16 protein-coding genes are annotated in these 17,650 nt (G+C 67.8%); 3 read left to right on the forward strand and 13 right to left on the reverse strand.

Annotated elements, in window-relative coordinates; genetic code table 11:
• Positions 1–110: 110 nt before the first annotated feature.
• On the forward strand, positions 111–2,162 hold the full coding sequence (locus ACE3P2_RS04930) for a methyl-accepting chemotaxis protein (RefSeq protein ID WP_374261684.1): 2,052 nt from the start codon (positions 111–113) through the stop codon (positions 2,160–2,162).
• A 64-nt stretch (positions 2,163–2,226) separates the two neighbouring features.
• Here the strand turns inward: ACE3P2_RS04930 and paaE are convergent, their stop codons facing one another.
• From paaE to paaN, 13 genes are all read right to left on the reverse strand, one after another.
• Positions 2,227–3,321 carry a 1,2-phenylacetyl-CoA epoxidase subunit PaaE gene (gene paaE / locus ACE3P2_RS04935; RefSeq protein WP_374261686.1) on the reverse strand — a complete coding sequence of 365 codons (1,095 nt, stop codon included), beginning with the start codon at positions 3,319–3,321 and terminating at the stop codon, positions 2,227–2,229.
• Between the two features lie 21 nt (positions 3,322–3,342).
• A complete protein-coding gene (gene paaD, locus ACE3P2_RS04940; protein WP_374261688.1) occupies positions 3,343–3,855 on the reverse strand; it encodes a 1,2-phenylacetyl-CoA epoxidase subunit PaaD in 513 nt (170 codons plus the stop codon).
• Positions 3,856–3,859: 4 nt separating this feature from the next.
• Positions 3,860–4,642: a 1,2-phenylacetyl-CoA epoxidase subunit PaaC gene (paaC, locus tag ACE3P2_RS04945; RefSeq protein ID WP_374261690.1), complete on the reverse strand. Its 783-nt coding sequence runs from the start codon at positions 4,640–4,642 to the stop codon at positions 3,860–3,862.
• Positions 4,642–4,938, reverse strand: coding sequence for a 1,2-phenylacetyl-CoA epoxidase subunit PaaB (gene paaB / locus ACE3P2_RS04950; RefSeq protein ID WP_374261692.1), 297 nt, complete (start codon positions 4,936–4,938; stop codon positions 4,642–4,644). The genes paaC and paaB overlap by 1 nt, the downstream gene beginning before the upstream one ends.
• A complete protein-coding gene (paaA, locus tag ACE3P2_RS04955) occupies positions 4,935–5,939 on the reverse strand; it encodes a 1,2-phenylacetyl-CoA epoxidase subunit PaaA (protein ID WP_374261694.1) in 1,005 nt (334 codons plus the stop codon). Before paaA ends, paaB begins: the two co-directional genes overlap by 4 nt.
• Positions 5,940–5,975: 36 nt before the next feature.
• Positions 5,976–6,764, reverse strand: coding sequence for an enoyl-CoA hydratase/isomerase family protein (locus ACE3P2_RS04960; RefSeq protein ID WP_374261696.1), 789 nt, complete (start codon positions 6,762–6,764; stop codon positions 5,976–5,978).
• A 76-nt stretch (positions 6,765–6,840) separates the two neighbouring features.
• The gene (locus ACE3P2_RS04965) at positions 6,841–7,992 is read right to left on the reverse strand and encodes an ABC transporter substrate-binding protein (protein WP_374261698.1); all 1,152 of its coding nucleotides are present in this window, start codon (positions 7,990–7,992) and stop codon (positions 6,841–6,843) included.
• Positions 7,993–8,020: 28 nt separating this feature from the next.
• A complete protein-coding gene (gene pcaF, locus ACE3P2_RS04970) occupies positions 8,021–9,226 on the reverse strand; it encodes a 3-oxoadipyl-CoA thiolase (RefSeq protein WP_374261700.1) in 1,206 nt (401 codons plus the stop codon).
• A 13-nt stretch (positions 9,227–9,239) separates the two neighbouring features.
• On the reverse strand, positions 9,240–10,565 hold the full coding sequence (paaK, locus tag ACE3P2_RS04975) for a phenylacetate--CoA ligase PaaK (RefSeq protein WP_374261702.1): 1,326 nt from the start codon (positions 10,563–10,565) through the stop codon (positions 9,240–9,242).
• A 30-nt stretch (positions 10,566–10,595) separates the two neighbouring features.
• The gene (paaI, locus tag ACE3P2_RS04980; RefSeq protein WP_374261704.1) at positions 10,596–11,069 is read right to left on the reverse strand and encodes a hydroxyphenylacetyl-CoA thioesterase PaaI; all 474 of its coding nucleotides are present in this window, start codon (positions 11,067–11,069) and stop codon (positions 10,596–10,598) included.
• The gene (gene paaH, locus ACE3P2_RS04985) at positions 11,059–12,606 is read right to left on the reverse strand and encodes a 3-hydroxyacyl-CoA dehydrogenase PaaH (protein ID WP_374261706.1); all 1,548 of its coding nucleotides are present in this window, start codon (positions 12,604–12,606) and stop codon (positions 11,059–11,061) included. The genes paaI and paaH overlap by 11 nt, the downstream gene beginning before the upstream one ends.
• Entirely contained in the window at positions 12,603–13,397 is a 795-nt protein-coding gene (gene paaG, locus ACE3P2_RS04990; RefSeq protein WP_374261708.1) for a 2-(1,2-epoxy-1,2-dihydrophenyl)acetyl-CoA isomerase PaaG, read from the reverse strand. The genes paaH and paaG overlap by 4 nt, the downstream gene beginning before the upstream one ends.
• Before the next feature lie 9 nt (positions 13,398–13,406).
• Positions 13,407–15,074, reverse strand: coding sequence for a phenylacetic acid degradation protein PaaN (gene paaN / locus ACE3P2_RS04995; protein WP_374261710.1), 1,668 nt, complete (start codon positions 15,072–15,074; stop codon positions 13,407–13,409).
• 353 nt (positions 15,075–15,427) lie between these two features.
• Between paaN and ACE3P2_RS05000 the strand changes: the two genes are divergently transcribed.
• Complete coding sequence (locus tag ACE3P2_RS05000; RefSeq protein WP_374261712.1) at positions 15,428–16,456, forward strand: hypothetical protein; 1,029 nt, start codon at positions 15,428–15,430, stop codon at positions 16,454–16,456.
• Between the two features lie 105 nt (positions 16,457–16,561).
• Positions 16,562–17,611 (forward strand): 2Fe-2S iron-sulfur cluster-binding protein, encoded by a 1,050-nt coding sequence (locus tag ACE3P2_RS05005; RefSeq protein WP_374261714.1) that lies wholly within the window; start codon positions 16,562–16,564, stop codon positions 17,609–17,611.
• Positions 17,612–17,650: the final 39 nt, after the last annotated feature.

Genomic DNA, 17,650 nt, shown 5'->3' on the forward strand with positions numbered 1-17,650 from the left:
CCCCTGCATCGGCTCGACCTAGAGGTTTTCGCCCGGCCGCCGATCTATCCCCTTGCCTATAACTTTAGTAGTAGATCGGCGAGCCCAGGCGGCCGCCCGAGGGGAACACCATGAAATCGATCAAGCGCATGTCCCTGAGTCACCAGTTCGTCGGGGCGTCGATCCTGCTCGGGGGGCTGGTGATCCTCGGGCTGGCGATCTTCGTCTCGACCTACACCTACCGCCTGAGCCTCGATCACGCCAACCGGGAGGTCTCGGGCCAGATCCACAGCCTGCGCCGGATGGTGGATGCCACCCACGAGATCAGCGTCGGGCTGACCGACAAGGTGTCGTCGATCCTGCTCTCCCAGTTTCCCGAGCCCTTCGTGCTGCAGCCGGATCGCGTGGTCCGGGTGGGCGCGGCGGACACGCCGACGCTCGAATACCACGGCAAACCGCTCAACCTCGACTTCAGCGTGCCCGACGCCTTCGCCCGCACCACCGGTGGCGTGGCGACCCTGTTCGCCCGCAAGGGCGACGACTTCGTGCGGGTGACCACCTCGCTGACCACCGAAAAGGGCGAGCGGGCCATCGGCACGCAGCTCGACGCCGACCACCCGGCGCGCGCGCGGCTGCTGGCGGGCGAGCCCTACCTGGGCGTCGCCAAGCTGTTCGGACGCCAGTACATGACCAAGTACACGCCGGCCCGGGACAAGGACGGCCGGGTGGTGGGGGCACTGTTCGTCGGCTTCGACCTGACACCGGTGATCGCCAGCCTCAAGGCCACGCTGGACGACATCAAGTTCGGCACCACCGGCTACGCCTTCGCGTTCCGCTCGGCGGGCAAGGAGAAGGGGCTGATGCTGTTCCACCCGCTGCTGGTGGGGCGCAACGCCGCCGACGTGATCGACGCCGATGGCGGCCGGCCGATGGAGGCGATGCTGCGCTCGCCGTCCGGCCATCTCAACTACCCGTGGAAGGAGGCCGACGGCTCGGCGCGGGTGAAGGTCGCGTTCTTCGAGCAGACCGACAGCCTGGGCGGCCTGGTGGTGGCGGGCAGCGGCTACCAGGAGGACTTCACCGCCGAGAGCACGACGCTGCGCAACATGATCCTGGGCGCGGCGGCGGCGGCGGCCCTGGTGCTGGCGGTGCTGTTGTACCTGTTCATCACCCGCCAGCTGCGGCCGGTGAGGGGCATCGTCGAGGTGCTCGACCGCATCGGTGCCGGCGACCTTCAGGCCCGCACCCGCAGCACGCCCCACCCCACCGACACCCGCAACGAACTGGACGTCATCGCCGCCCGCATCGACGCCTCCTCGGCCAACATGGGCGCGCTGATCGGCGCACTGCGCGAGCACGCCGTCGAGGTGGAGCACACCGCGGCGGCCCTCTCTCGCACCTCGGACGCCCTGGCCAGCGCCGCCGCCACCCAGAGCGAGGCCTCGTCGGCCATGGCCGCCGGCGTCGAAGAGATGGCGGTCAGCATCAACCACGTGAGCGACAACGCCCACAGTGCCGACGACTACACCCACCAGACGCGCCGTCAGGCCGGGCTGGGCCGGGAGGCGGCGAACGCGGCGATCGCCCAGATGAACACCATCGCGGATGCCGTGGCCGATGCCGCGACGCGCATCCAGCACCTGGGCGAGGCGTCGGAGCGGATCTCGACGGTGGTGTCGGTGATCCGCGAGGTGGCCGACCAGACCAACCTGCTGGCCCTCAACGCCGCCATCGAGGCCGCCCGCGCCGGCGAGCAGGGGCGCGGCTTCGCGGTGGTGGCGGACGAGGTGCGCAAGCTCGCCGAACGCACCGCCGCATCGACCCAGGAGATCGCCGAAGTGGTGAATTCGATCCAGGCTGGGGCGGCCCAGGCGATCCAGGGCATGGCATCGGCCCGCGGGCGGGTGGCCGAGGGCGCGGTGAAGGTGGAGGCGTCGGGGCGCACGATGGTCGAGATCGAGGCCGGCGCCAGCGACGTGGCGACGATTACCGCCGACATGTCGCTGGCCCTGCGCGAGCAGGCCTCGGCCAGCAACGGCATCGGCGAGGAAGTGGAGCGGATCAGCCGCTTGTCGGAGCAGAACGACGCCTCGGCCCGCGAGGCGCTGGCCGCGGCCAGAGCCCTCGAGCGCGTCGCCCACCGCATGAGCGAGGCGGTCGGCCGCTTCCGCGTGGGGGCCTGAGCCCGCCGGAAAAAAACGCCCCGGCTCGTCCGCCGGGGCGCCGCACGCTGGAGGACGGGCCGCTTCAGCGCTCGTCGAAGCTCACCAGCAGGCGGCCGCTGGTGGGGCGGGCCTGGCAGCTGAGCACGAAGCCCTGGGCCATCTCGGCGGCTTCGAGGGTGAAGTTCTTGTCCATCTCGACGCTGCCTTCGAGCACCTTGGCGCGGCAGGTGCAGCACACGCCGGCCTTGCACGAGAACGGCAGATCGAGCCCGGCGTTGAGGGCCACGTCAAGCACGTGCTCGTTGGGGGCCATCGCCATCTCGTGCTCCTTGCCGTCGAGCACGACGGTGAGCGCCACCGTCCTGGCGGCCTCGGACACCGCGTCGCGCGGCCCGGTGGGCACCTTGCCGGCGGGCAGCGGGGTGTTGGCGGTGAAACGCTCGGTGTAGATGCGGTCCTCACGCACGCCGGCTTCACGCAGCGCCTGCTCGGTGGCCTCGATCATCGCCTCGGGGCCGCAGATGAAGACTTCGTCCATGCTCGCCGCGGGCAGCAGCGCGGCGACGATGGCCTTGACCTTGTCGCCGTCGATGCGGCCCTGGAGCAGGTCTACTTCCTGCGCCTGACGGGACAGCACGTGGATCAGGGTGAGGCGGTCGCGGTAGCGGTCCTTCAGGTCCTGCAAGGCTTCGTTGAACATCACCGACGACATGCGGCGGTTGCCATACACCAGCGTGAACTTGGATTCCGGCTGCTCTTCGAGCGTGGTGGCGGCGATCGACAGGATCGGGGTGATGCCCGAACCGGCGGCGAAGCCCACGCGATGGATCGCGCGCTGCTTCTTGACGACGAAACGGCCGTCCGGCGGCATCACCTGGATGGTGTCGCCGGCCTTGACCGACTGAGCCGCCCAGTTGGAGAACAGGCCGCCGTCCACCGGACGGATGCCCACCTCCAGCTCGCCGGCCTTGGCGAGGCGGCTGCGCGGGCAGCTGATCGAGTAGCTGCGGCGCACGTCCTGGCCGTCGATGGTGGCGCGCAGGGTCAGGAACTGACCGGGCTCGAAGGCGAAGCGCTCCCGCGCGTCGGCGGGGATGTCGAAGGTGATCGCCACCGCGCCGGCCGCTTCGGGGCTGACGCGCTTGACGGTGAGATCGTGAAAACGGAGGGCTGACATTTTTCGTGGGCTCCGGTAAGCCTAATACGGCTTGAAGTAATCAAAGGGCTCCTGACAGTCGAGGCACTTGTAGAGCGCCTTGCAGGCCGTGGAGCCGAACTGGCTGGAGACGACGGTATGGCTGGAGCCGCAGTGCGGGCAGCTCACCGCGTCGGCCACCGGGCGCCGCATGAAGCGCATCACGCTGACGTCCGGCGCCGGGCGGGTGTGCGGCGGCGCGATGCCGTAGGCGCGCAGCTTTTCCTTGGCGGCCTCGCTCATCCAGTCGGTCGTCCAGGCCGGCGCCAGCTGGGTGACGACCCGCGCCGGAATGCCGGCGGCGTCGAGCGTGGCGCGCACGTCGTCCTCGATCTGCCCCATCGCCGGACAGCCGCTGTAGGTGGGCGTGATGACCACCTCGAGGCCATCCGGCGTGGCGCGCACCGCGCGCAGGATGCCCAGCTCACGCAGGGTGACGACCGGAATCTCCGGGTCGGTCAGGCTTTCCAGTGCGGCCCAGACTCGGGCGCAGGCATCGTCGGGCGCGGCGCTCACTGTGTCACCAGCAGCCATTGGGGTGAGCGCGGGCGAGGCTCTGCATCTCGGCGAGCAGGTAGCTCAGGTGCTCGGAGTGCAGGCCCAGCTTGCCCTGGGTGACGTAGCCGCGGAAGGCCGGGCGGGTCAGGGTCGCCTCGGCCAGCGCGTCGTTCACCAGCGCGTCCCAGCCGGCGCGGAGCGTGCGCACGTCCACGCCGACGCCCGCCTCCACCGCTGCCGTCTCGACCGGGCTGGGGAGCCAGAACTCCTCGGTGTAGGGCATCAGGTGATCCACCGCGGCCTGGGCCCGGGCGTGGGATTCGTCGGTGCCGTCGCCGAGGCGCAGCAGCCAGTCGCGGGAATGGTGCAGGTGGTAGGTGGCCTCCTTCAGCGACTTGGCGGCGATGGCGGCCAGCTCGCCGTCGGACGACCGGGTGAGCGTGTCCCACAGGTGCACCATCAGCGCCGAGTACAGGAAGTTGCGCACGATGGTGGTGGCGTAATCCCGGTCGGAGGCGGCATAGCCCACCAGCGGGCCGTGGTGCGGCAACTCCAGCAGCGTGTAGTTGCGAAACTCGGCGGCGTCGCGGAAGTAGGCGAGGCTGTCCTCGGTGGCGCCGCCGCCCTTCAGCGTGGCGGCGCGCTGGTAGAGCAGCCGGGCCTGGCCGATGAGGTCGAGGCTGACGTTGGCCAGCGCCAGGTCTTCCTCGAGGATCGGGCCGTGGCCGCACCATTCGGCGTCGCGCTGGCCGAGGATCACCGCGTTGTCGGCCAGATGCAGCAGGTAGTCGACGATCGTGCTCATCACATGTGCCCCACTTCTTCCGGGATCTCGTAGAAGGTCGGGTGGCGGTAGATCTTGTCGGCCGCGGGGTCGAACAGCTCGCCCTTGTCGTCGGGGTTGCTGGCGGTGATCGCGGCGGACGGCACGACCCAGATGCTCACGCCTTCCTGGCGGCGGGTGTAGACGTCGCGCGCCATGTGCAGCGCCTGGGACGCGTCGGCGGCGTGCAGGCTGCCGCAGTGCTTGTGCTCGAGGCCCTGCTTGCTGCGGACGAAAACTTCCCAGAGGGGCCATTCCTTGAGTGCGGGGGTGGTCATGCTGCCTCCTTGTTGGCGCGTTCTTGCTGTTTGCGTGCGTAGGCCTGGGCCGCGTCGCGGACCCACTGGCCGTCGTTGTGGGCCTTGACCCGGGTGGACAGGCGTTCCTTGTTGCAGGGGCCGTTGCCTTCGACGGTGTCCCAGAATTCCTGCCAGTCGATCTGGCCGTAGTCGTGGTGCTGGCGTTCCTCGTTCCACTTGAGGTCGGGGTCGGGCAGCGTGACGCCGAGCACCTGGGCCTGGGGCACCGTGGCGTCGATGAACTTCTGACGCAGGTCGTCGTTGCTGATGCGCTTGATGCCCCAGCGCATGCCCTGCGCGCTGTTGGGGCTGTCGGCGTCCGGCGGCCCGAACATGGCGAGGCACTTCCACCACCAGCGATTGACCGCGTCCTGCACCATGGCCTTCTGTTCGTCAGTGCCCTTCATCATCACCAGCAGGGCCTCGTAGCCCTGGCGCTGGTGGAAGGACTCCTCCTTGCACACGCGCACCATCGCGCGGGCGTAGGGGCCGTAGGAGCAGCGGCACAGCGGGATCTGGTTCATGATCGCGGCGCCATCCACCAGCCAGCCGATCACGCCCACGTCGGCCCAGGTGAGGGTCGGGTAGTTGAAGATCGAGCTGTACTTGGCGCGGCCGGAGTGCAGGCCTTCGAGCATCTGGTCGCGGCTGGTGCCGAGGGTCTCGGCGGCGGAGTAGAGGTAGAGGCCGTGGCCGCCCTCGTCCTGCACCTTGGCGATCAGGATGGCCTTGCGCTTGAGGCTGGGGGCGCGGGAAATCCAGTTGCCTTCGGGCAGCATGCCGACGATCTCGCTGTGGGCGTGCTGGCTGATCTGGCGGACCAGGGTGCGGCGGTAGGCCTCGGGCATCCAGTCCTGGGGTTCGATGCGGCCGTCGGCGTCGATGCGGGCATCGAAGCGGGCCATCAGTTCCGGGTCTTCGGTGGTCGAGACGGTGGGCTTGGGGCCTTTGTCCGAGACGCTGAAGGATTGGGTATACATGGTGCTCTCTCCTGTGGGGTTGGACCGTCGGAACGGTCAGAGAAGCCAGGCCGGCGTGCGTTTCTCGAGGAAGGCGGCGACGCCGTCCTTCGCTTCGTCGGTGGCGCGCCGGCGGGCGATGCGCTGGGCGGTTTCCTCGCAGAGGGTCGCGTCGATGGGACGGCCATCGACCGCGGCGATCAGATCCTTGGCGGCTTTCTGGGCCTGCGGTGCGCAGCCGATCAGGGTTTCGGCCAGCGCGGCGACGGCGGCATCGAGCCGGTCCACCGCCACCACTTCGCCCACCAGCCCGATCTCGAGCGCGCGACGGGCGTCGATGCGCTCGGCGCTCTGGAAGAAGCGCAGCGCGTGGCGCGGACCGACAGCACGCAGCACGTAGGGGCTGATGACCGAGGGGATGATTCCGAACTTCACCTCGGAGGTGGAAAAGCTGGCGTCCGCCGCCGCAATGGCCATGTCGCAAGCCGCCGTGAGGCCGGTGCCACCGCCCAGCGCCGCACCCTGGACACGGGCAATGGACGGCTTCGACAGGTTCGACAGCGTGTGTAGCATCCCGGCGAAGCGGCGCGCATCGGCGAGGTTCTCGGTCTCGCCGTAGCCGGCGGCGCGGCGCATCCAGTTGAGGTCGGCGCCGGCCGAGAAGTGCTTGCCCCGGCCGCCCAGCACCACGACGCGCACGGCGGCGTCGGCGTCGAGTTCGGCGCAGGCGGCGGCCAGCTCGTCGATGAGCTGCTCGTCGAAGGCGTTGAAGACCGCCGGACGGTTCATCCAGATCGTCGCGACGCGGCCGGCACGTTCGATCTCGAGGGATTGGTAGGTAGCCATTTTTGTCTGGTGCGCTAAGGGGTCGGGACGACGGGGCGAGGGGCCGGGCACGAAAGCCGTCCCCTCGCGCCTCGTCTTACTTCGACAAGGTCCAGTCGCCGCCCTTCACTTCGAGCATGCGGAAGGCGGACAGGTCGAGACCCATGTGGTCGGTGGGCGACATGTTGAAGGTGCCGCTGGTGCCCACGAAGCCCTTGGTGGCCTCGATGGCGTCGCGAACCTTGGCCTTGTCGGTGGAGCCGGCGCGCTTGATGGCATCGACGGCGATCATCAGGCCGTCGTAGGCGTAGCCGCCGAAGGTGGACACGTCCTGCTTGTAGCGCTCCTTGTAGGCCTTGTCGTAGGCAGTCACGACGGGCTTCTGGGCGTCGCCGGCGGGCAGCTTCTCGGGAATCAACTGGGCTGGGGACGGCAGACGCACGCCCTCGGCGGCCGGGCCGGCGAGCTTCAGGTATTCGTCCGACGCCACGCCGTGGGACTGATACAGCGGCAGGGCGATGCCGAGCTGCTTGTAGTTCTTGGTGACGATGGCCGGGCCCTGGCCGAGACCGAACACGAACACCGCCTGCACGCCCGGGGCGTTCTTGATCTTGGTGAGCTGCGGGCTCATGTCGGTGTCCTTCGGCCCGTAGGTCTCGTTAGCGACCAAAGTGATGCCGTACTTGCCGGCCACCGCCTCGGTTTCCTTCTTGCCGGACTGGCCGAACCCTGAGGTCTCGGAGAGCAGCGCCACCTTGCTGATGCCGCGCTTCTTCATGTCCTCGAACACTTTCTCGGCGGCCATGCGGTCGGTGTGCGGCGTCTTGAAGACGAACTTCTTGACCGGCTCGACGATCACGACGGCGCCCGCCAGGGAGATGAAGGGCACGCCGGCCCGCTCGACCAGCGGCACGGTGGACATGGTGGAGCCGGTGGTGGTGCCGCCGACGATCAGGTCCACCTTGTCGTCGTCGATCAGGCGCTTGGCAAAGCCGTTGGCCTTGTTGGCGTCGCTGCCGTCGTCATAGTGCACCAGCTGGATCTGACGGCCGAGCACGCCGCCCTTCTTGTTGAGGTCTTCGACGTAGAGTTGCAGCGTCTTCAGCTCCGGGTCGCCCAGGAAGGCGGCCGGGCCGGTGACGGACAGGATGGAGCCGATCTTGATCGGGTCGGCGGCCAGGGCCGAGAGGCTGCCCAGGGCCAGCACGGTGCCGACGAACAGGGTCTTCAGGGTGGTTCTTTTATTCATGGTTTTGTCTCCTCTTTGGTGTTACGGCTCAGACACGTTCGATGATCATGGCGATGCCCTGCCCCACGCCGATGCACATGGTGCACAGCGCGTAGCGGCCGCCGCGGCGGTGCAGTTCGTACATGGCGGTGGTGACCAGCCGCGCGCCGCTCATGCCCAGCGGGTGGCCCATGGCGATGGCGCCACCGTTGGGATTGACCCGCGCCTCGTCGTCAGCCAGGCCCAGGTCGCGCAGCACCGCGAGCCCCTGGGCCGCAAAGGCTTCGTTGAGCTCGATCACGTCCATCTGGTCGAGGGTGAGGCCGGTCTGGGCCAGCACCTTCTTCACCGCCGGCGCCGGACCGAAGCCCATGATGCGCGGCAGCAGGCCGGCGGTGGCCATGCCGATCACCCGCGCCTTGGGCGTCAGGCCATAACGGCCCGCGGCGGCTTCGGAGGCGAGCAGCAGCGCGCAGGCGCCGTCATTCACGCCCGAGGCGTTGCCGGCGGTGACGCTCAGCTCGGGGCCGTTGACGCCCTTCAGCTTGGCCAGCATCTCGAGCGTCGTCTCGGGGCGCGGGTGCTCGTCGGTGTCGAAGACAATCGGGTCACCCTTCTTGCGGGGGATCTCGACCGGCACGATCTCGTCGGCAAAGCGGCCGGCGGCGTGGGCGGCGGCCCAGCGCTGCTGGGAGCGCAAGGCGAAGGCGTCCTGGTCGGCGCGATTGACGGAGAACTGCTCCGCCACGTTGTCCGCGGTCTGCGGCATGGAGTGGGTCTCGTAGAGCTTCTTCATCGCCGGGTTGATGAAGCGCCAGCCGATGGTGGTGTCGTAGATCGCGGCACTGCGCGAGAAAGCCGACTCGGCCTTGCCCATCACGAAGGGCGCGCGGGACATGCTCTCGACGCCGCCGGCGATCATCAGCCCGGTCTCGCCCGACTTGATCGCGCGGGCGGCGATGCCCACCGCGTCCATGCCCGAGCCGCACAGGCGATTCACGGTGGTGCCCGGCACCTCGACCGGCAGGCCGGCAAGCAGGCCGGACATGCGCGCGACGTTGCGGTTGTCCTCGCCGGCCTGGTTGGCGCAGCCGTAGATGATGTCATCGACGGCGGTCCAATCCACCTGCGGATTGCGGGCCATCAGGGCCTTGAGCGGCACGGCGCCCAAGTCGTCGGCACGCACGCTGGCGAGGGTGCCGCCGTAGCGCCCGATGGGGGTGCGGATGGCGTCGCAGATGTAAGCGTGGTTCATCGTCCGGATCTCCTTACAGCTGCTTCGGGCGCTCGTCGATGACGCGGCGGGCCTTGCCGGTCTGGGTGCGCGGAATGGTGTCGAAATCCATCACCTTGATCTTGGTGGAGATGCCGATGATGGTCTTGATGTGGTGCTGCAGGCCGCGGCTGATCTCCTCGACCGCGCTGCGGCTGAGCTTGCCGGAGAGCTCGCGCTGGACTTCACAGCGGATCTCGACGTTGTCGAGATGGCCTTCGCGGGACAGCACGATCTGGTAATTGCCGGTGAGGCGCGGGTCGCGCAGGATCTGCTCCTCGATCTGGGTCGGGAACACATTCACGCCACGCACGATCAGCATGTCGTCGGAGCGGCCGGTGATCTTGCCGAAGCGGCGGAAGGCGCGAGAGGTGGGCGGCAGCAGACGGGTCAGGTCGCGGGTGCGGTAGCGGATGACCGGGAAGGCCTCCTTGGTGAGCGAGGTGAATACCAGTTCGCCGTCCTCGCCGTCGGGCAGCACCTCGCCGGTCTCGGGGTCGATGATCTCGGGGTAGAAGTGGTCTTCCCAGATCACCGGGCCGTCCTTACTTTCGATGCACTCGCAGGCAACGCCCGGACCCATGACTTCGGTGAGGCCGTAGATGTCCACCGCATCGATGCCGAGCTTCTTCTCGATCTCGTGGCGCATGCCCTCGCCCCACGGTTCGGCGCCGAAGATGCCGACCTTCAGCGAGATTTCCTCGGGCTTGATGCCCAGCCGCTCGAACTCCTCGGCGATCACCAGCGAGTAGGACGGCGTGACCATGATGATTTCGGGCTTGAAGTCCATGATCTGCTGGACTTGCTTCTCGGTCTGGCCGCCGGACATGGGCACCACGGTACAGCCCAGGCGCTCGGCGCCGGCGTGGGCGCCGAGGCCGCCGGTGAACATCCCGTAGCCGTAGGCCACGTGCACCATGTCGCCGGCGCGCCCGCCCGCGGCGCGGATGGAGCGGGCCACCACGTTGGCCCAGTTGTCGAGGTCGTTCTTGGTGTAGCCCACCACCACCGACTTGCCGGTGGTGCCGCTCGAAGCGTGCAGGCGCGCCACTTTCTGGCGCGGCACGGCGAACAGCCCGAACGGGTAGTGGTCGCGCAAATCGGTCTTGGTCATGAACGGGAACCTGGCCAGATCCGACAGCTGCTTGAGGTCGTCCGGATGCACGCCTTTTTCCTGGCAGCGCTTGCGGTACGGCTCGACGTTGTCGTAGGTGTGGCGGACCGACCACTTCAGGCGTTCGAGCTGCAGGGCCGAGATTTCGTCGCGGCTGGCGGTCTCGATGGGCTCCAGGTCCCCGGGCAGCGGGCGTTTGGTGGGCATGGTTGTCTCCTCTCTCTGATTGTTGTGGGGTCAGGCGGCCGGCGCGTCGGCCAGGCCGGCGATGACCTCGCCGGCAATCCGGTAGCTCTTGCCGCGGAACAGGGCGATGGTCTTGCCCGACTGGCGGCTCTTCACGGTCACGTCATAGACGCCGGTACGCCCTGACTGGGAACGCTCCACGGCCTCGGCGTCGAGGGTGTCGTTTTCCATGCCCGGCGCCAGGAAGTCGATGTGGCAGGCCGACGCCACGGTGTTGCGGTTGTAGCTGTTGCAGGCGTAGGCGAAGGCGGTGTCGGCCAGCGAGAAGATCAGCCCGCCGTGGCAGATGTGGTGACCATTCACCATGTCGCCGCGCACCGGCATCGACAGGTGCGAGACGCCGGGGCCGACGCTTTCGATGGTGATGCCCAGGGCGTTGGCGGCGCGGTCGCGGGCGAACATGGTTTCGGCCACGGCGTCGGCGAGGGCCTGGGCCTCTGCGGGGGTGGGATGCTTAGCGGTCATGGATGGCCTTTCCGGCGAAAACCGATTGCTGGATCAGGGGCGAAACGCGGTAGCGCGGGTCGCCGTAGAACTGCTCGAGATGACGCAGCACCTCGCAGATCGCCGGCAGACCGACCGAATCGGCCCATGCCAGCGGGCCCTTGGGGTAATTGACGCCGAGCTGCATGGCCGAATCGGCACCCTTCGCGTCGCAAACGCCCTGATTCACCGCGTCGGCGGCCTCGTTGGCGAGCATCGCGACGGTGCGCATCACCGCCAGGCCCGGCACATCGCCAAAGCGCGACACCGCGAAGCCGGCCGCCTGCAGCAGCCCCACCGCCGACGCCGCACCCGGCGCCCAGCAGCTGTGGGCGACGCTCACCGCGAGCCGGGTGGCGCGGGCGTAGTCGAGGGCGAGGTCGATCAGCACGGTGTTGGCGATGCCGGATTCGGCGGCGCGCTGGGTGGCGCTGCGCCCGTCGGTGACGAAGAGCACCGCGTCGCCCACCTCGGCGATGCGGCCGTCGGCGGCCTCGCCCCAGGTGTAGGCCACGCCGCGCTCGTAGAGCCGGTCGGCGATGGCCTCGACGGCGGCCGAGCGGCCGTGGAGCACGATGTCGGCCGGCGCCGGCTGGGCGACCGCCGACTTGGGCTCGGGGTGCTCGGCGCCTTCGCGGTAGTCGTAGAAACCGCGCCCGCTCTTCTTGCCGTAGAAGCCGGCATCCACCAGTTCCTGCTGGATCAGCGACGGCTGGAAGCGCGGATCGTTGTAATAGGCGTTCCACACCGACTTGCTGACGGCAAAGTTCACGTCGTGACCGATCATGTCGGTGAGCTCGAAGGGGCCCATCTTGAAGCCGCCGGCCTCGCGCATCACCGCGTCGAGGGTCGCCACGTCGGCGGCGCCCTCGGCGAGCAGGCGCATGGCTTCGCCGTAGTACGGCCGGGCCACGCGATTGACGATGAAGCCCGGCGTCGAGCGGGTGTGCACCGGCGTCTTGCCCCAGGCGGCGGCGGTGGCGAACAGGGTGTCGGCCACGGCCGGATCGGTGGCGAGCCCGGAGACGATCTCGACCAGCGCCATCAGCGGCGCCGGATTGAAGAAGTGCAGGCCCGCCAGCCGCTCGGGCCGCTTGAGGGCGGCGCCGATGGCGGTGACGGAGATCGACGAGGTGTTGGTGCCGAAGAGGCAGGCCTCGCCGACGATGCCCTCGAGCTCGGCGTAGAGCTGCTGCTTGGCCTCGAGCTTCTCGACGATGGCCTCGACGACGAGTGCCGCATCGGCCAGATCGGCAAGGCGCTCGACGGCGACGAGGCGCGCGCTCGCGGCGGCGGCATCGTCGGCGCTCATGCGCTGCTTCTCGACCAGCCGGCCGAACTGGGCGCGGATGCCGGCCACGGCCTTGGCGGCGGCCTCGGGGCGATTGTCGAGCAGCTTGACCACGTGGCCCGCCGCCGCCGCAACCTGGGCAATGCCGGCGCCCATCGCGCCGGTGCCCACCACCGCGACGATGGCGGACGTGTCGAGGGCGTGGTTGGAGAGTTCGGCCACGCTCATTCCCCCGTGAACTTCGGTGCGCGCTTTTCCATGAAGGCGGCGACGCCTTCGGCGTAGTCGGCGCTCCAGCCGAGTTCGCGCATGAAACCGCCTTCGAACGAGAGCTGTTGCTCCAGGGTGTGACCCGGCGCGGCGTGCATGGCCTGGCGGGTGCGCACCAGCGCCTTGGTGGGCATGGCGGCGAGTTGCGCGGCCAGCGCGTCGACGCGGGCGGCGAAGGCGTCGTCGGCGACGGCTTCCCAGATCAGGCCCCACTCGGCGGCCTTCTCGGCGGGCAGCTTGTCGGCCAGCAGCGCGAGACCCATCGCCCGGGCCATGCCGACGCGCTGGGGCAGCAACCAGGTGCCACCGGTGTCCGGCACCAGGCCGATCTTGCTGAAGGCCTGCAGGAAGGAGGCCGACTTGCTGGCGATCACCAGATCGCAGGCAAGTGCGACGCTGGCGCCGGCGCCGGCAGCGATGCCGTTCACCGCGGCGATGGTCGGCACGCGCAGGTTCTGCAGGCGCAGCACCAGCGGCTTGTAGTTGGCTTCGACGACGTTGCCGATGTCGGGCATCTTGCCGCCCACCTGCTGCATGTCGGGGTCGGCCAGGTCCTGGCCGGCACAGAAGGCGCGGCCGGCACCGGTGAGCACCAGCACGCGGATCGACTTGTCGGACTGGATCGTGTCGAGCGCCGCGCGCAGCTCGGCGTGCATTTCGCCGGTGAAGCTGTTGAGCTTGTCCGGGCGGTTCAGCGTGAGGCGGGCGACGCCGGCTTCGACGCTGAACAGGATGTTGTTGAATTCCATGACGGCTCCTCAGGCGTGGTAACGGCGCTGGACGACCCGGAAGCGGTTGGCGACGAAGGCCGAATCCGCGTAGGACGCGTTGGCCGCCGGGTTGCCGCCGGTGCCGTGGTAGTCGGAGTACGCCGCCGACTGATTGACGAACACGCCGCCGGTGAGGTTGATCGACAGGGCCACCTTGCTGCGCCAGGTGGCTTCGGTCATCGCGTCGATGACGTCCTGCTTGGTGGAGTAGATGCCAACCGTGAGCGCACCGTGGGTGGCGACGACGCGCTCGGACAGGGCGATGCCCGCGGCGGTGTCGGCGACCTTGACGATGAAGCTGATCGGGCCGAAGCGCTCTTCCATGTAGCGCGCCTCGTCGGCGGCGTCGCAGGCCAGCAGCACCGGGGTACGCACCTGGGCGGCGGGGAAATCGGGGTTGTCGAGCTTGGCGGAGGCCAGTACCACCGCGCCCAGCGCGCCGCTGTTGGCGACGTCGATGCGCTCCAGCGTGTCGGCAGACTGGATCGCGCCGAGCACCGCGTGGGCGACCTCGGGCTTGCCGAGGAAGCGCTCCACGGCCTTGGCCAGATCGGCGCAGACCTCGTCGTACGACTTGTGGCCGTCGTCGGTCTCGATGCCGCCGGCCGGCACGAAGATGGCCTGGGAAGTGGTGCACATCTGGCCGGAGTACAGCGACAGGGTGAAGGCCAGGTTGCCGAGCATCGCCTTGTAGGCGTTGGTGGAGTCGATGACGATGTTATTCACGCCCGCCAGCTCGGCATACACCTGGGCCTGACGGCAGTGGTCGATGAGCCACTGGCCGAACACGTTGCTGCCGGTGAAGTCGACCGACTTGACCGCCGGATGGGTGGCGAGGGCCTGAGTGGTGGCGCGCTTGTCGGTGACGCACAGGCTGACGAGGTTGGGGTCGATGCCGTTTTCGGCCAGCACGGCGCGGATCGTGCGCACGGTGATCGCGGCGGGCAGGATCGCGTTGCTGTGGGGCTTGACGATCACCGGGTTGCCGGTGGCGAGCGCCGCGAACAGGCCCGGGTAGGTGTTCCAGGTCGGGAAGGTGCCACAGCCGATCACCAGCGCCACGCCGCGACCGACGATCTCGAAGTGCTTCTTCATGACCAGCGCGGGGTTCTTGCCCTGGGGCTTTTCCCACACGGCGTCGGCGGGCACGAAGCTCTGCTCGCGCCAGGCGTAGGCGACGGCCTCGAGACCGCGGTCCTGGGCGTGGGGGGCGCCGGCCTGGAAGGCCATCATCCAGCCCTGGCCGGTGGTCATCATCACCGCGTGGGCGAGTTCGAAGCTCTGCTTGTTGAGGCGGTCGAGGATCTCGAGGCAGACGCCGGTGCGACCCTCGGCGCCCAGCGCCTGCCAGCCCTTCATCGCGGCGAGACCGGCGGCGATCAGCGCTTCGGGGTCGCACACCGGGTACTGCACATCGAGCGCCACGCCGTAGGGCGACTTCTCACCGCCCAGCCAGCCCGACAGCCCCGGCTGCCCCAGTTCGAACTGCTTGCCCAGGTGCGCCTCGAAGGCGCGCTTGCCGTCGTCGGGCGCCGTCTCGCCATAGGCCTTGGGGCTGGGCATCTCGCTGAACGCCGACCAGTAACCGCGCGACGCGATGGCGGCAACGGCGCCCTCAAGGGTGGCGCGGTGCTTTTCGAAGAGGGGGTGGGTCATTCCGTTGTCTCCTGTCGGTGTTGGGTTGTTGGATCAAACAGTACAAATGAACCTGATTAAAGTCAATGTTTCGTATCGCATTTATCTGATAGAAACATCACGAATTACACATTTCAAAACCACTTACACAAAAGTAAATTTATTTTTAATCAAATATTTAAAACTATTTTTTGGCTAAAAATCTCAAAAAATCGCGCTTCGAACGTCAAGTTGAATTTTTCACTCCGAACCAAAAGCGATACATTTTTGTTGACGTTAATTATTTTTTTGTATCATTATTAACCACGCCAGCCACATGGACTTCGGCTGCGGGATCACCCACCACCCAGACAACGATCACGAGGAGACACAGCATGGCCGTCAACAAGGAACGCTTCGCCGACAAGATGGAATTTCCGCCGGAAATCCAGCAGCCCAACGTCTATCCGCTGTCCTGGAACAGCAAGACCAAGAAGCTGCAGGAAGTCTGGCAGGCCGCACTGCGCGAGAACTGGGACCCGGAAAAGCTCCCGTGGGACACCCTCGACGTGGACAGCTACAGCTGGGAAGAACGCGAATCCATCGCCTACTGGTGGAGCCTGCTGTCGGTGTTCGACGCCTCCGCGCCCCCGGTGTTTGCCGAGGCGCTGATCAAGACCTACGAGGTCCACGAGGAAGACCCCGTCCGCAAGTGCTTCTTCTCGGTCACCCGCGACGAGCAGAACCACGAAATCATGTGCGGCCTCGCCATCACCAAGATGCTCGGCCACCCGGACCCGCTCACCTATCAACCCAAGACCGAGCTCGGCAAGCGCCTGCAGAAGAACGTGCAGTGGCTGTACTTCAATGGCTCGCGCTACTGGACCGGCTACAAGCAGGCCGTGCCCAAGTACGACCTGGCCGTGCTGTTCAGCTCCTTCCTGATGGGCGAGATCGCTGCCGCGACCATCTTCAAGCAGATGTTCGACAACTCCCGCGAGCCGGTCTTCAAGGAAGGCTTCAAGAACATCGGCCGTGACGAAGGCCGCCACATGGCCATCTGCATGGCGGTGATGGAGCGCGACTACCCGGGCCTCAAGGAAGAGACCAAGTCCATCGTCACCAAGCAGATCCGCGCCGGCTACCTGTTCCTGTCGGCCGTGCTGTTCGAGCCGCCGATGGAATTCTGGGATCTGCCCGCCGACTTCATCGCCAACCAGCGCGAGGCCGAGGAAGTGGCGCGCGGCGCCGGCTTCGGCATCCCGACCTACGAGATGAAGCTGCAGAACTGGAAGAACGCGATGATCAACCTGAAGGGCGTGCTCGACCGCTACAACATCCCCTTCCCGGCGATCCCCGAAGTGGGCATCACCGGCCAGGAGATCAGCGACATCGAGATGGAAGACATCATTCCCGTCTTCTGACGGGAATGAGTGAGGAGTCAGGAGGGAGGAGGGAGGAGTAAGGAGACCGCCCCCTGACACCTCGCTACTCACTCCTCTCTCCTTACCCCTCACTGAGAAAAACCCATGTCACGCATCATCATGCAACCCTCGGGCAAGTCGGTGGAATGCGCCTACGGCGACACCGTGCTGATGGCCCTCGAAAAGGCAGGCTACGCGCTGCCCAACAACTGTCGCGCCGGCGCCTGCGGCGAGTGCAAGGTGAAGGTCACCGCCGGTCAGTTCGACCAGGGCATGGTGCTCGACATGGCGCTGTCCCAGGAAGAACGCCGCCAGGGCTACGGCCTGATGTGCATGGCCAAGCCGATCTCCGACGCGCTGACCATCGAATGGGGCACCGAAGACGCCAAGCCCAAGCTCTTTCCGCCCCGCGAGGACGCGCTGTTCGTGGTCATCGACAAGCGCCCCGTGGCCGACCGGGTCGTCGAGCTGCGACTGCGCCCAGTGGGCCAGCCGATCCGTTACTGGCCCGGCCAGTACGTCACCCTCGGCAACCCGCGCGCCGACATCCCGCCCCGCGCCTACTCCATCTCCAACGCCCCGCGCCCCGACGGCGAGCTGGTGCTGCAGGTGGCCCGCGCCGACGGCGGCGTGACCAGCAACTGGGTCCACGACACCCTCAGCATCGGCGAAAGCGTCAAGCTCTCCGGCGCCTACGGCACCTTCATCGGCGACCCGGGCGTGGATACGCCCGTGCTGTGCCTCGCCGCCGGCACCGGCCTCGCCCCGATCCTCGCCCTCACCGAGGCCGCGCTGCGCCGTGGCTTCAGGAAGCCCGTCACCCTGCTCGTCTCGGCGCGCACCGCCGCCGACGTGTACGCCCAGGGGATGCTGGCCTGGTGGCGCACCAAGCACCGGGCCTTCGACTACAAGATCACCCTCACCCGCCAGGATGCCGACGGCTACCTCGGCGGCCAGGTGGACGCGGTGCTGCCGGGGCTGTTTCCGGATCTGTCGAAGCACACCGTCTTCGCCGCCGGCAGCCCGGAATTCGTCGACACCTGCGTGACCACCGTGAAGGCGCTGGGCGCCCGGCCCGAGCTGATCCACACCGAGGGCTTCTTTGCCCAGCAGCAGCCGGAGATTCCCGACCCCGCCCACCTGCTCAACCTCTAGCCCCGCGCCGTCGCCTATCCAGATGCCGGAGGACTGACA

Source organism: Zoogloea sp., from assembly GCF_041911615.1.
Classification (GTDB): Bacteria; Pseudomonadota; Gammaproteobacteria; order Burkholderiales; family Rhodocyclaceae; genus Zoogloea.